The 11788-nt window shown below is 60.0% G+C and carries 13 protein-coding genes; 4 read left to right on the forward strand and 9 right to left on the reverse strand.

What is annotated here, in order from left to right:
* Window positions 1-674 precede the first annotated feature (674 nt).
* On the forward strand, window positions 675-1496 hold the full coding sequence (locus K9857_RS26765) for a c-type cytochrome (protein ID WP_224541002.1): 822 nt from the start codon (window positions 675-677) through the stop codon (window positions 1494-1496).
* 326 nt (window positions 1497-1822) lie between these two features.
* On the opposite strand, the gene K9857_RS26770 is transcribed toward K9857_RS26765, so the two are convergent.
* The 6 genes from K9857_RS26770 to K9857_RS26795 all read right to left on the reverse strand — a co-directional run bounded on the left by K9857_RS26770 (window position 1823) and on the right by K9857_RS26795 (window position 6197).
* Window positions 1823-2167: a ribonuclease E inhibitor RraB gene (locus K9857_RS26770; protein WP_224541004.1), complete on the reverse strand. Its 345-nt coding sequence runs from the start codon at window positions 2165-2167 to the stop codon at window positions 1823-1825.
* A 212-nt stretch (window positions 2168-2379) separates the two neighbouring features.
* Window positions 2380-2613 (reverse strand): hypothetical protein, encoded by a 234-nt coding sequence (locus K9857_RS26775; RefSeq protein WP_224541006.1) that lies wholly within the window; start codon window positions 2611-2613, stop codon window positions 2380-2382.
* A 189-nt stretch (window positions 2614-2802) separates the two neighbouring features.
* Entirely contained in the window at window positions 2803-2994 is a 192-nt protein-coding gene (locus K9857_RS26780; protein WP_224541008.1) for a PLDc N-terminal domain-containing protein, read from the reverse strand.
* 80 nt (window positions 2995-3074) lie between these two features.
* A complete protein-coding gene (locus K9857_RS26785; RefSeq protein ID WP_224541010.1) occupies window positions 3075-3605 on the reverse strand; it encodes a hypothetical protein in 531 nt (176 codons plus the stop codon).
* A 140-nt stretch (window positions 3606-3745) separates the two neighbouring features.
* Window positions 3746-4264 (reverse strand): ankyrin repeat domain-containing protein, encoded by a 519-nt coding sequence (locus K9857_RS26790; RefSeq protein ID WP_224541011.1) that lies wholly within the window; start codon window positions 4262-4264, stop codon window positions 3746-3748.
* A gap of 94 nt (window positions 4265-4358) precedes the next feature.
* A complete protein-coding gene (locus K9857_RS26795) occupies window positions 4359-6197 on the reverse strand; it encodes a long-chain-acyl-CoA synthetase (protein WP_224541014.1) in 1839 nt (612 codons plus the stop codon).
* A 346-nt stretch (window positions 6198-6543) separates the two neighbouring features.
* Between K9857_RS26795 and K9857_RS26800 the strand changes: the two genes are divergently transcribed.
* Complete coding sequence (locus K9857_RS26800) at window positions 6544-6822, forward strand: DUF3509 domain-containing protein (protein ID WP_224541016.1); 279 nt, start codon at window positions 6544-6546, stop codon at window positions 6820-6822.
* A gap of 124 nt (window positions 6823-6946) precedes the next feature.
* Here K9857_RS26800 and K9857_RS26805 read toward each other — a convergent pair whose 3' ends face one another.
* Genes K9857_RS26805 through aroC form a run of 3 tightly spaced genes read right to left on the reverse strand, consistent with a single transcriptional unit; the run spans window position 6947 to window position 9768 of the window.
* Window positions 6947-7486, reverse strand: a complete 540-nt coding sequence (locus K9857_RS26805) for a 1,2-dihydroxy-3-keto-5-methylthiopentene dioxygenase (RefSeq protein WP_224541018.1) — start codon at window positions 7484-7486, stop codon at window positions 6947-6949.
* On the reverse strand, window positions 7486-8634 hold the full coding sequence (locus K9857_RS26810) for an MFS transporter (protein WP_224541020.1): 1149 nt from the start codon (window positions 8632-8634) through the stop codon (window positions 7486-7488). Before K9857_RS26810 ends, K9857_RS26805 begins: the two co-directional genes overlap by 1 nt.
* A gap of 42 nt (window positions 8635-8676) precedes the next feature.
* Window positions 8677-9768, reverse strand: coding sequence for a chorismate synthase (gene aroC / locus K9857_RS26815; protein WP_224541022.1), 1092 nt, complete (start codon window positions 9766-9768; stop codon window positions 8677-8679).
* A gap of 129 nt (window positions 9769-9897) precedes the next feature.
* Here aroC and K9857_RS26820 point away from each other — a divergent pair, with 129 nt between their 5' ends.
* Both K9857_RS26820 and K9857_RS26825 read left to right on the forward strand, forming a co-directional pair.
* On the forward strand, window positions 9898-10851 hold the full coding sequence (locus tag K9857_RS26820) for a lysophospholipase (protein WP_263488103.1): 954 nt from the start codon (window positions 9898-9900) through the stop codon (window positions 10849-10851).
* Between the two features lie 99 nt (window positions 10852-10950).
* Window positions 10951-11742: a hypothetical protein gene (locus tag K9857_RS26825; protein ID WP_224541024.1), complete on the forward strand. Its 792-nt coding sequence runs from the start codon at window positions 10951-10953 to the stop codon at window positions 11740-11742.
* Window positions 11743-11788: the final 46 nt, after the last annotated feature.

Here is an 11788-nt window from a genome sequence, read left to right on the forward strand (position 1 = left end):
GGTACCCCGCGTCATCGTTTGCCACCATCGCGGGCAAGCCACGCTCCCACAGGTATCGCGCCGTTCTTCAGAAAAGTTGCCGAAGGCTGCGAACTTTTGCGCTTTTAAGGAGCCTTCACCTTATTCCGAGCCACCGCCGATTCAATGACCGCAGCGCTCATCGACATTGACGGTCACGCTCAGACGGACGGTCATCAGGAGCCCGCTGAAGCGATTGAACACGCGCAGGTGTCTAGAAAAAGGCCGGCAAAGAAGCTGGCAATAGGCCTCATGCCTTTTTAATAGCTTTGAGTCAGAACACCATACTAAATGGATCTAAACCGCGAGTGACGCGGGCTCTAAGGTGAAGGTGTACGAAGTTGTCGTCGGGTTTTGCCGAGACGGTCGTTCATACAGGAAGTGCATCGTTTGCCGACATGGAGATATGCAGGCAGGCATCAGGAATAACAAAAAGAAGGCGGTCAGCCATGTTCAAACAATCGAAAATTCGTCAAGCGGGTCTCATTCTCTTTGCCACTACGCTGTTGTTGATTCTGCCGAACCTGACCAAGGTGATCGGCTAGTCGGTTTGTGAAATCACGGCTCCAGACTTGTATATCGCCACAACAAAAATGTGACTGGCTCGCTACCCGAGCCAGCGTGGCTGTGCCAACCTTTGCGGCATTTTCCACGACATGGACGGCGATCCTTTGAAAACGCTCATTGTGTTCGGGGCCTTGCTGCTCAGCACGCCTCTGTATGCCGCACAGCTGAACCTGGAGCTGGGCGCAGACAGTCGCACCTGGCAGACCGAGGAACTGCTCAAGCACCCTCAGGCCCAGACCATCACCATCCCCAACGATGTTTCCTATAAACGCGACATGAGCTACCGCGCGGTTCCGCTGTCGGCGCTGTTGACGAACGTGAAGCCCGAAGACCATCTGCAGGCGGTGGCGCTGGACGGATTTGCCGCGGAGCTGTCGGCGGCGCCGCTGCTCAACACACAAGGCGCGCGGGCCTGGCTGGCGATCGAAGACCCGGCCAAGCCCTGGCCGCCGCTGTCGGAAGGCAAGCACAGCGCAGGCCCGTTCTATCTGGTGTGGACCGATCCGAAGGCGGGCAACATCAGCCCCGAACAATGGCCATTCGAGGTCGCCAGCATCAAGCGTCTGGCGCCGGTGGCCGAGCGCTTTCCGGCTCTGCTGCCTGATCCGGCGCTGAAGGCGGACGATCCGGTAAACAAGGGGTTTGCGCTGTTTCAGAAGAACTGCCTGGCCTGCCATCGACTGAACGGTGCCGGGGATTCGCAGTTCGGACCCGACCTGAACATTCCGTACAACCCGACCGAGTACTTCGGTGCGGACTTCCTCAAGCGCTACATTCGCGATCCGCAGAGTTTGCGCCAGTGGCCACAGGCGAAGATGCCCGGCTTCTCGGCCGAGGTGCTGCCGGATGAGGATCTGGGGATGTTGGTGGGTTACCTGAAGCATATGGCGGGGCGCAAGATTAAGCCCTGACTGTTCGCGCCTGATCCGGTTCCCCGGTGATTGTCTATCGCCCGCATAGTCAGAGTCGATTTCACCACCCGATCGGGGCTGTGGATAATCCGTGCATCCGCTGAAAAAACTTCGTCGATCCAAGGCGGCGAAGTTGACAGCTTCCACCTCCCGACCGGTTTTCCCTCCTTTCCGGTCTTACCGTTTGGCCACCTGCTCAGGTGGCCTTTTTTTTGGTCGACGCCAAGCGAAAGATCGCAGCCTTCGGCAGCCCTGCAAAAACGTGTTGAAAACAAAACGGCCGACCCGAAGGTCAGCCGCGCTTGCGATCGTTACTGTTCATAAGGTTATGCGAGTCGCCCTCGTACCTCCTGTTTCACACCCCAGCCCTCAATGATGCCGCCCAATGGCTCGACCACCGCTTCGAAACCCTGTTCGAAGTCGCCGATGTCGTCATAAGTGGCGTACATGACCTTGCTCAACTCCAGCGCCCAGGCACCGTCGTCGCGCACGGTTATTTGCGAATTGAGGGATTCACCCTGATGAAAATGATCCGCCGCCCTGCGTGCCCGCTCCTCGTCCGGGAAAATGGCGTAGAACTCGATGGGGTGGAACCTTGAAAAATCGAAACCGCCTTCTTTCATGCGGCGCAGCACGCTGCTGCTGATGTCTTCTTGATAGGCTGTGCTCATGAAACGTCCTCCTCAAAACCGATGGATAGACTTTCCGTACTCCCTGCGCGCGCAACCATGGCTGCGGGCGATTCGGCACCCAGGTGCCGGCGGGAAACAAGCATGTAGCTGACAAGACCAGACCTTAGCGATCCATTCGCTGATCTCGATTGCAGAGTAGCCCCAGGACACAGGCGCTGCCAAGGCCTGGGTGAGAATGCGACAGGAAGTGTTCAGATTGGCGTGATGCCGAGGATTTGAATGCTGTTCTGCGTCTTGAGATTCTTGACGCTGGCGTCGACGGTTCGCCCTTCCAGATCATTCAGATCCAGCTTGGCGGCAACAGGAAGGAACCGTTCCTTGATGAGTTTGGCGGCCTGCTCGTGACTCGGGCATTCCTCGCACTCAAAGACTTCGTTGATCGTTTGTCCATGATCATCCACGAAAGTGACTTTCCACTCTGACATCGCAGCCTCCTCGATCAAACCCGTAAGTGGGCTTACATCTATCTCGACCAAGTCGGCTGGCTAATGTTCCGGCGGATCTGTGCATCTGTGTAGGAGCGAGGCTTGCCCGCGAAGGCGATGTGTCAGGCACCATCACTGTTGTCTGGTCCGCCGTCTTCGCGGGCAAGCCTCGCTCCTACAGGGTCGGGGTCAGATCCTGACATCCCCCCGCGGCCCGGCGATGGCCCAGATGATCAGGCCCAGCACCGGCAGCAGGACGATCAACAGTACCCAGAGGACTTTCATCCCGGTTTCGGCGCCGCTTTTCAGGACGTTGATGATTGCCCAGATATCCAGGGCAAGAATGATCAGGCCAACCAGGCTGTTGAAGGTGGAACCCATGGCAATGCTCCGCAAGAGTGGTATGCCATTAGGATAGCCGGCTCTGTCCAGGGTTCCGTTTTATTGACAGCTTTGTCGACTCAGACGTGGATCGCTACTTTCAGGGCTTCCAGGGCCGGCGCCGCCGCAATGCCGACCTGCGCGCACAATTCCAGCACCCGTGGCACGTCGTTGCCGTAGACCAGCACCATCTGCAGTTCATCGTCGAGCAACTGGCTGAGGTTCATCAGGGTGTAGCCGCCGTTTTCCTTGTTCATGCTGCTCATTTGCACCTGAATGCGGTTGAGCGCGGTCAGCGCCTCGGTCTTGGCCAGTTGTTTGGGCTTGAGGTTGAACTCCACGCCGGGGCCGAACGAGGCGACGATCTGGGCGAACAGGTCTACGTAGGTGTCGGCCTGGAACAGCACGGTGTCGGGCAGACTGCCGATGACCACCCATTCGCCTAGCGGGATCGGGAAGGTGTCATCGAAGTTGATGTCCGGGTTGGCACTCAGGAAGGCTTCAGGATCCGCATAGGCCTGGGCCGCTTCGTCAGCGACCTTGAGGATTTCGTCTTCGCCCATGCACCCGGAGCTGATTTTGCTGATGAGTTCGACGAGTGCGGCTTTCATGGGGCGGATCCTGTAGCGAGGGGATTTTGAGGGCGCGAAGGATAACGCATTTGGCGAGGTGCTGCGGAACCGGTCATGCGGTTGGAATGCAAACCTGTGGTGAGGGGATTTATCCACTCACCACAGAGTTTTTGAACCAATCAGCCCAGCAATTTTTCCAGCTGCGCAACGGTATCGGTAGCGCCCATGGTCTTCGCCGCATCCAGCGCCGTCACACCATTGGCATCCTTGGCCCGAGGGTCGGCGCCTTTGCTGATCAGGTAATCGACAATGGCGACGCGGTTGAACATGGCCGCCATCATCAGCGCCGTTCGGCCGTCGAACGACGAACCCTCAACCAGCGCGCCGCCTTCGACCAGAGCCGTGACCACCGCCAGGTCGCCCTTGAAGGCTGCGCCGGCGATCGGGCTCTGGCCATTGTCGTTGCGGATTTCCGGGTCGGCCTTGTGTTCGAGCAGGACTTTCACCGTTTCCACGTGGCCGTGGTATGCGGCCAGCATCAACAGAGTGTCGCCCTTGTGATTGCGCAGGTTCGCCGGCAGGCCCTTGCTCAGCAGCGCTGCCATCATGGCCGCATCGCCCTCCCGTGCCTTGTTGAATACCTGTTCGGCAAACTCGGCGGCTTCTTCGGGGGTCATCTGACGGCTTTGGTCTGACATTGGACACTCCAGGTTCTGTCATTCGGAAAGCCGACAGTTTCCCGAGCGGCCCCGGCACTGTCACTTCTTTTTTCCGATACATGGGTATAGCGGCTCAATAACGGTAACGACCATCCTGAATCGCCGTCAGCAAGGGCTCGGTGACCTGTACGTAGGTATCGCTGCCAGGCAGCCAGGCGTAGATCGGGTCGCCACCGGTGCGGGCGGGATCGAAGCCTTCGTCCTTGAGCCGGGTTTTCTGGTACTTGAAGGTCCCGGTGGTCTCCATTTTCAGCTTCACCCGCAGAAACAGCGGCACCGCGTAGGCTGGCAGCTGTTGTCGCAGAAACGCCAGCAGCGCGCTGAAATCCAGGGTCGCCAGGGATTCGGCCGGCGTGATCGCCGCCATCCCTGCCCGGCCGTTGGTGTTGAGGATTTCCACGCCATAGGCCACGGCTTCGGAGATCAGCGGATGCTTGAGCAGCATGTTCTCGACTTCAGTGGTCGAGACGTTTTCGCCCTTCCAGCGATAGGTATCGCCCAGGCGATCGACGAACTGGGCGTGGCCGAAACCGATGTTGCGCAGCAGATCGCCGGTATTGAAGTAGCGGTCACCCTTGGCGAATACATCGTGCAAAACGACCTTCTCGGTTTTTTGCGGATCGGTGTAGCCGTCCAGCGGCGCCTTGTCGTCGATCCTCGCCAGCAACAGGCCCTGCTCGCCCTTGCCGACCTTGCGCATGAAACCGTTGGCGGCACGAATCGGCGCGCCGCTGTCATGATCGTAGGCCGCCAGTTCCCAGGACATCAGGGAGAACCCCACCGTGTTGTCGAAATTCAGGATGTTGGTGAAACCGATGTTGCCGTCGCTGGCGGCATACAGCTCGCAGATGTGCCTGACGCCAAAACGCGTCTTGAACTCGTGCCAGGCGCCGGGGCGCAGGCCATTGCCGATCATCTTGGTCACCTGGTGCCGGTTGTCGTCCTCGCCGGGCGGTTGATCCACCAGATAACGGCACAGTTCGCCGACGTATCCCAGTGTGGTCGCGCGGTACCTGCGCACGTCGCTCCAGAAGTGACTGACGCTGAACTTGCGGCGCAAGGCAAAGCCCGAAGCGCCGCTGATGGCCGAACCCCAGCACACGCACAGGCCCGTGGCGTGATACAGCGGCAACGTGCAATAGACGATGTCCGTTGGCTGCATATCCAGCGCGACCATGCCGAAGCTGGCGAAGCTGCGCATCCAGCGACCGTGCTTGAACACACCGGCCTTGGGCAATCCGGTGGTGCCCGAGGTGTAGATATAGAAGCAGGTGTCGTCGAAGAAGATCTGCCGGCTGCTGGCCGGGTTGTCGACGGGGCCGTCGATGCTGACGGTCATCAGATTGATGAGGCCTTCTGGCGCAATGCCTGGGTGATCGTAGGTGTTCTGGTCGGCAACGAACCAGCAGTGCGCCGCCGGGATCGACACCGACTCGCGTACCGCCAAAAACGCAGGCACCAACTCTTCACCAACGACGATGGCCGCCGGCGCTACCAGATTCAAGCTGTGGACAAGTGTGTCGCGGGTCTGCGACGTATTGAGCAAGGCGCTGATCGCGCCGACCTTGGCCACCGCAAGGATCGTCACCAGCAGCTCGGGACGGTTCTCGATGAACACCGCCACCACATCGCCCTTGCCGATGCCCTGTTCGATCAGATGGTGGGCAATGCGATTGGCCCACTGGTTGACCTGTGTATAACTCAGCGAAAGCTCATCGTGCAGCAGTGCCGGGCCATCAGGGTTGCGCAAGGTTGCCTGTTCGAAACTCCAGGCCAGACCACACGGTTGATTCGGGTCCTTGACGTTGGCGACCTTCATGCCTTTGACCACCCGTGGCAGGGCCTTGGCGATCGAAGGCAGCTTGCGGAGCATCATGCTCCAGGTGATCGTGTCGCTTGGCGTGCGGCGCATGGCGGCTCCCGTTCGCTCTTCTTATTGTCGGGCGGCGTTTAATGAAGCCCGAAAATACGTCAAGGGTTCTTGAGCTGTACACGCGGTTTTTGAAATGTTTTGTATCTGCAACAGCGGTGTTGGAGATCGCGAGCGCGAGGACTTCAAATGGTTCAATCCAGCCGCCGAGAACCTCGCAAAATGCAGGATGCACGATGGCTGTTCTTGCAAATTGCACGAAAGCAAAAATCAGCTTTAAACCTAACTTGCTGTTTTTAAAGGAATTTAATCACCGCCTGATACTGGCACAATCACTGCAACGCTCTGTGCATGCTTGCCTATTCAAGTCATCACGGAGCTGAAAGACATGAACCTGATCCAGGAAAAATTCGCATCCCTGTTCTCCAACTACGAAGTCATCACCCAGCCTCGTCCTGACGGCGGGATTCTGCTGACCTTGCGGGGTGCCGAGGACAGAGTGTTCAAGCGCTCGATTTCCTATCAGCAGCTGCACAATGGCGACCAGTTGTCGTGGGTCATCAGCGCCATCCGCCGCGACCTGGCCGAGCAGGCCAGCGAGTTGCCGCAGATTTCGATGTTGCAGAGCCAGCAGCGGTTTGCCTTGCCGACCTATCACTCGGCCTGACTAGAGCGGATTTCTGCTTTCCTGTAGGAGCGAGCATGCTCGCGATGGTCGTTAACGATAACGCTGGAAACCTGATGCCCAGCGGTGTCTGAACGTTCATCGCGAGCATGCTCGCTCCTACAGGTTATGTGATGTCATCGAGCCGCGGGAACTGGCTGGCAATATTGTCCCCGGTGAAGTTCGCCACCAGGCCTTCCTGGTTCTTGAACAGGCGAATCGCCACGAAATGCGGATTCTCCCCGATGTCGAACCAATGCTTGGTGCCGGCCGGCACCAGGATCAGATCATTCTTCTCACACATCACCGCATAGACGTAATCGTCGATGTGCAGGTTGAACAAACCGCGCCCGGCAACGAAAAAGCGTACTTCGTCCTCACTCTTGCGGTGTTCGTCGAGGAATTCGGCTTTCTGCGGGTGATCGTTGCTGTGGCTGATCACGTCGACGGTGACGTAGCCGCGCTCTGTCATCAACTGGTCGATTGGCGCCTGATAGGCGGCGATCAGTTCTTCCTGGCTGGCGCCCGGCTGGAGCTTCGTCGCGGCTTGCCAGCGGTCGAAGCGCACGCCCTGCTCGGCCAGGGTCGAGGCGATATCTTCGAAATGGGTCAGCACCTTGTTGGGAACTTCGGGACTTGAGACGTGAAAAACGGACAGGCTGCTCATTAAGGCGCTCCTTCTTGCATACGTGTGGCGATGATAACGGCTGCCGCGACGGCTGCGAGACTGGCAATACTAAAGGTTGATGCCGCGCCCAGGGCATTCCAGCTGTAGCCCGAATACAGCGCGCCTACTGCGCCGCCGGTTCCGGCGAGGGCTGCATATAGCGCCTGGCCCTGCCCTTGCTGACCCGGGCCGAAGCTGCGTTGCACGAAGGCAATGGCAGCGGCGTGAAAACTGCCAAAGGTCGCCGCGTGCAGGACCTGGGCAAACAGCAGCACCCAGAGAAACTCCGCCAGCGAGCCCAGCAGCACCCAGCGCAGCGCCGCCAGCAGGAAACTCGCCAGCAGCACACGCCGCAGGGAAAAGCGCGCAAGGATCCGGCTCATCGCCATGAACATCAGTACTTCGGCCACCACGCCGACGGCCCAGAGCATGCCGATCACCCCTCGGCTGTAACCCAGGCGCTCGAGGTGCAGGGTCAGAAAGGTGTAATACGGACCGTGGCTCATCTGCATCAGCGCCACGCAGGCGTAGAAAGCCAGCACGCCGGGGCTGCGCAACTGGGCGAGAAAGCCATCACCCGTCAACTTTGCACCCTGGACAGGCTGCGCATTGGGCACCCAGAGGCTGCTCAGGACGATGCCGGCCATGATCAGCACCAGCGCCGCCGGATAAATGTCCAGGCTCAGCCATTCGAACAGGCGCCCCAGCGCGACCACGGTGATGATGAAACCGATGGAGCCCCACAGGCGAATCTGGCTGTAGCGCGAGGTCTGCCCCTGCAAGTGCGCCAGGGTAATGACCTCGAACTGCGGCAACACCGCATGCCAGAAGAACGCGTGCAGGGCCATGACCATCGCCAGCCAAGCGTAGGTCTTGCTGACGAAGATCAGCGAAAAGGTCAGCAGCGTGCAGACCGCGCCGAAGCGCACGATGGCCAGGCGCCGGCCGGTGTAGTCACCGAGCCAGCCCCAGATGTTCGGCGCCACGCAACGCATCAGCATCGGGATCGCCACCAGTTCGCCGATGCGCGCAGCAGAAAACCCCAGATGATCGAAGTACAGCGCCAGAAACGGCGCGGTCGATCCGAGCAAGGCGAAATAGAACAGATAGAAACTGGAGAGCCGCCAGTACGGAAGCGCCGCAGCCATCAGACTGCGGCGCTTTTCATATCAATCATGCAGATCGGCCATTCACAGCTGACCGAGCACCGGCGTGCTCACGCGCACGTCGGCGTTTTGCCCGCGGTGACGCAACAGGTGATCCATCAGCACGATGGCCATCATCGCTTCGGCGATCGGCGTGGCGCGGATGCCGACGCACGGGTCGTGACGGCCCTTGGTGATGACTTCCACCGGGTTGCCATTGATGTCGATCGAGCGGCCCGGGGTGGTGATGCTCGAGGTCGGCTTGAGCGCCAGGTGGGCAACGATCGGCTGACCGGAGGAGATCCCGCCGAGGATGCCGCCAGCGTTGTTGCTGAGGAAACCTTCCGGGGTCAGCTCATCGCGATGCTCGGTGCCGCGTTGGGCTACGGAGGCGAAACCGGCGCCGATTTCCACGCCCTTGACCGCGTTGATGCTCATCAGCGCGTGGGCCAGCTCCGCGTCGAGGCGGTCGAAAATCGGCTCGCCCAGACCCGGCATCACGCCTTCGGCAACCACGGTGATCTTGGCGCCGACCGAATCCTGGTCGCGACGCAGCTGGTCCATATAGGCTTCCAGCTCTGGCACCTTGTCCGGGTCCGGGCTGAAGAAGGCGTTCTGTTCCACCGAATCCCAGGTCTTGAACGGGATTTCAATCGGGCCGAGCTGGCTCATGTAACCGCGAATGACGATGCCCTGGCTGGCCAGGTATTTCTTGGCGATGGCGCCGGCCGCCACGCGCATGGCGGTTTCCCGGGCCGAGCTGCGACCGCCGCCGCGATAATCGCGCTCGCCGTACTTGTGGTGGTAGGTATAGTCGGCGTGGGCCGGGCGGAACAGATCCTTGATCGCCGAGTAGTCCTTGGACTTCTGGTCGGTGTTGCGGATCAACAGGCCGATGGCGCAACCGGTGGTGCGGCCCTCGAACACGCCGGAGAGGATTTCGACTTCGTCGGCTTCCTGGCGCTGGGTGGTGTGGCGGCTGGTGCCGGGCTTGCGCCGGTCCAGATCACGCTGCAGATCCTCAAGGGAAATCTCCAGGCCCGGCGGGCAGCCATCGACAATGGCGACCAACGCCGGGCCATGGCTTTCGCCCGCGGTGGTGACAGTGAACAGCTTGCCGTAGGTATTGCCGGACATGCAGGACGCTCCGTGAAATCGAACCCAAATACGTAATGCGCGCCAGTATACGCAGGCTACCCAATCAGTTCATCCTCGAACCTAACGCCGATTGGCGAGTCCAACCGGCATCCTGATGATGATGGCCTGATGATGCTGCGAGTTTTGCTCTTGACCCTGACCTTGTTTACCGGCTTCGCCCAGGCCACTGTTCTGCAACGGCCGATTACCCTGGACACCGGCAACGGTGAGCTTTTCGGCTCGCTGCTGCTGCCCAAGTCCGACACTCCAGTACCGGTGGTGCTGATCATTTCCGGCTCCGGCCCTACCGATCGCGACGGCAACAATCCCGACGGCGGGCGCAACGACAGCCTCAAGCGCCTGGCCTGGGTGCTGGCCAAACACAACATCGCCAGCGTGCGCTACGACAAACGCGGCGTGGCGGCGAGCCTGGCGGCTACTCCGGACGAGCGCAATCTGTCGGTCGAAGGCTATGTCTCCGACGCCGAGGCCTGGGGTCGCAAGCTCAAAGCCGACCCGCGCTTCGGCAAGCTGATCCTGCTGGGGCACAGCGAAGGCGCGTTGATCGCCAGCCTCGCCGCACCGAGTGTCGATGCAGCGGCGGTGATTTCCATGTCCGGCAGCGCGCGGCCGATCGATCAGGTGCTGCGTGAGCAACTGGCCCGTAGCTTGCCGCCACCCTTGATGTTGCGCAGCAATGAGCTGCTCGACAGCCTCAAGGCCGGGAAAACCGATGACAACGTGCCAGCCCCGCTCCAGGTTATTTTCCGCCCAAGCGTGCAGCCGTACCTGATTTCGCTGTTCCGCCAGGACCCGGCGGCAGCCTTTGCCCGGCTGAAAATGCCGGCGCTGATCATTCAGGGCAGCAGCGATATTCAGGTCGGGGTCGAGGACGCGCGGTTGTTGAAAGCCGCCAAACCGGACGCGCAACTGGCGCTGATCGAAGGCATGAACCATGTCCTGCGCATCGTGCCCAACGACGTCAAACGGCAGCTGGCCTCCTACAAGGACCCGAATCTGCCCCTGGCCGCCGAGCTGGGCACACACATTCTCGGGTTTATTGACGGACTTCCCATCCGTTAAACGCTGTTTACCCTCCAGTCCTGAACAAAACGGCCGATAAGCCTTTGTCGCCAACGCAATGGTTGGTGACAAGCTGAGCCTGGACAGGATCTTGACGTTATGACAGACACCCCGACTTCAACCGACACCACCGCTGAAAAAGAAGCACCGCCAGCGGTCGAGCTGCCATGGGCGGACGTCCACGTCGAGCACCACAAGATGCTCCGCCTGGCGCCGTTGCAGACTGACCGCAACACCGGCGGGCGGCCCCTGCGCTTTGTCGAATTCGGTTACGCCGAGCGCAATGACAAGCAAAGCAGCTTGCTGCGCATGACCATCACCCTGCCAGGCCAGCGGGTGCGCAAGGAGCAGAACAATCTGGACGTGTGGGTCGACCACGCGGAAAAACGCGTGCACTTCGGCCCCGACAGCGGCCTGCAGATCGAACCGCTGAACCGCGGCATCGGCCGTTACATGGCGGCGCAAGGCATCAACTGGGCGAAGAAACGCTGGCCCGGCTACACCGTCGACGGCACCGACCTGAACAACAAGGATGCGCTGAGCGAAGACACTCGTCTGCGCCGCGATCACTTCCTGCGGGTTCATGGCTTCGATGTGGTGTACGCCGATCCTCAGCATTTGAAGGGCAGCGTCAGTGAGGTGCGGGTCGGCGACCTGTTGGGCGACTGGAATACGGAAAAGCTGCAGGTCGTGGAGATTCTTGAGGCGGCGCAGATGCTCCAGCAGGCCGAGCAGAACCTGGCCGAGCAGGAAGTGAAGCTGAAGAAACACGAAGAGAAGGTGAGCAAGTACAAGCGTGAAGACGCTGGGTTGCGTTTCACCATTACCTGTCTGGTGGCGTTTGCGGTGTTTCAGGCGGGGTTGTTGATCTGGATTGCCACGCACCGTTGAATATTTGAAATTGTGGTGCGGCATTCGCGGGCAAGCCTCGCTCCTA

The sequence above is a fragment of the Pseudomonas sp. REP124 genome (assembly GCF_020164475.1).
Classification (GTDB): domain Bacteria; phylum Pseudomonadota; class Gammaproteobacteria; order Pseudomonadales; family Pseudomonadaceae; genus Aquipseudomonas.

Excerpts from the sequence above, each read along its gene's own strand:
- K9857_RS26765 (WP_224541002.1), top strand. The coding sequence starts at position 675 with ATGGACGGCGATCCTTTGAAAACGCTCATTGTGTTCGGGGCCTTGCTG.
- K9857_RS26770 (WP_224541004.1), bottom strand. The coding sequence starts at position 2,167 with ATGAGCACAGCCTATCAAGAAGACATCAGCAGCAGCGTGCTGCGCCGC.
- K9857_RS26775 (WP_224541006.1), bottom strand. The coding sequence starts at position 2,613 with ATGTCAGAGTGGAAAGTCACTTTCGTGGATGATCATGGACAAACGATC.
- K9857_RS26780 (WP_224541008.1), bottom strand. The coding sequence starts at position 2,994 with ATGGGTTCCACCTTCAACAGCCTGGTTGGCCTGATCATTCTTGCCCTG.
- K9857_RS26785 (WP_224541010.1), bottom strand. The coding sequence starts at position 3,605 with ATGAAAGCCGCACTCGTCGAACTCATCAGCAAAATCAGCTCCGGGTGC.
- K9857_RS26790 (WP_224541011.1), bottom strand. The coding sequence starts at position 4,264 with ATGTCAGACCAAAGCCGTCAGATGACCCCCGAAGAAGCCGCCGAGTTT.
- K9857_RS26795 (WP_224541014.1), bottom strand. The coding sequence starts at position 6,197 with ATGCGCCGCACGCCAAGCGACACGATCACCTGGAGCATGATGCTCCGC.
- K9857_RS26800 (WP_224541016.1), top strand. The coding sequence starts at position 6,544 with ATGAACCTGATCCAGGAAAAATTCGCATCCCTGTTCTCCAACTACGAA.
- K9857_RS26805 (WP_224541018.1), bottom strand. The coding sequence starts at position 7,486 with ATGAGCAGCCTGTCCGTTTTTCACGTCTCAAGTCCCGAAGTTCCCAAC.
- K9857_RS26810 (WP_224541020.1), bottom strand. The coding sequence starts at position 8,634 with ATGGCTGCGGCGCTTCCGTACTGGCGGCTCTCCAGTTTCTATCTGTTC.
- aroC (WP_224541022.1), bottom strand. The coding sequence starts at position 9,768 with ATGTCCGGCAATACCTACGGCAAGCTGTTCACTGTCACCACCGCGGGC.
- K9857_RS26820 (WP_263488103.1), top strand. The coding sequence starts at position 9,898 with ATGATGCTGCGAGTTTTGCTCTTGACCCTGACCTTGTTTACCGGCTTC.
- K9857_RS26825 (WP_224541024.1), top strand. The coding sequence starts at position 10,951 with ATGACAGACACCCCGACTTCAACCGACACCACCGCTGAAAAAGAAGCA.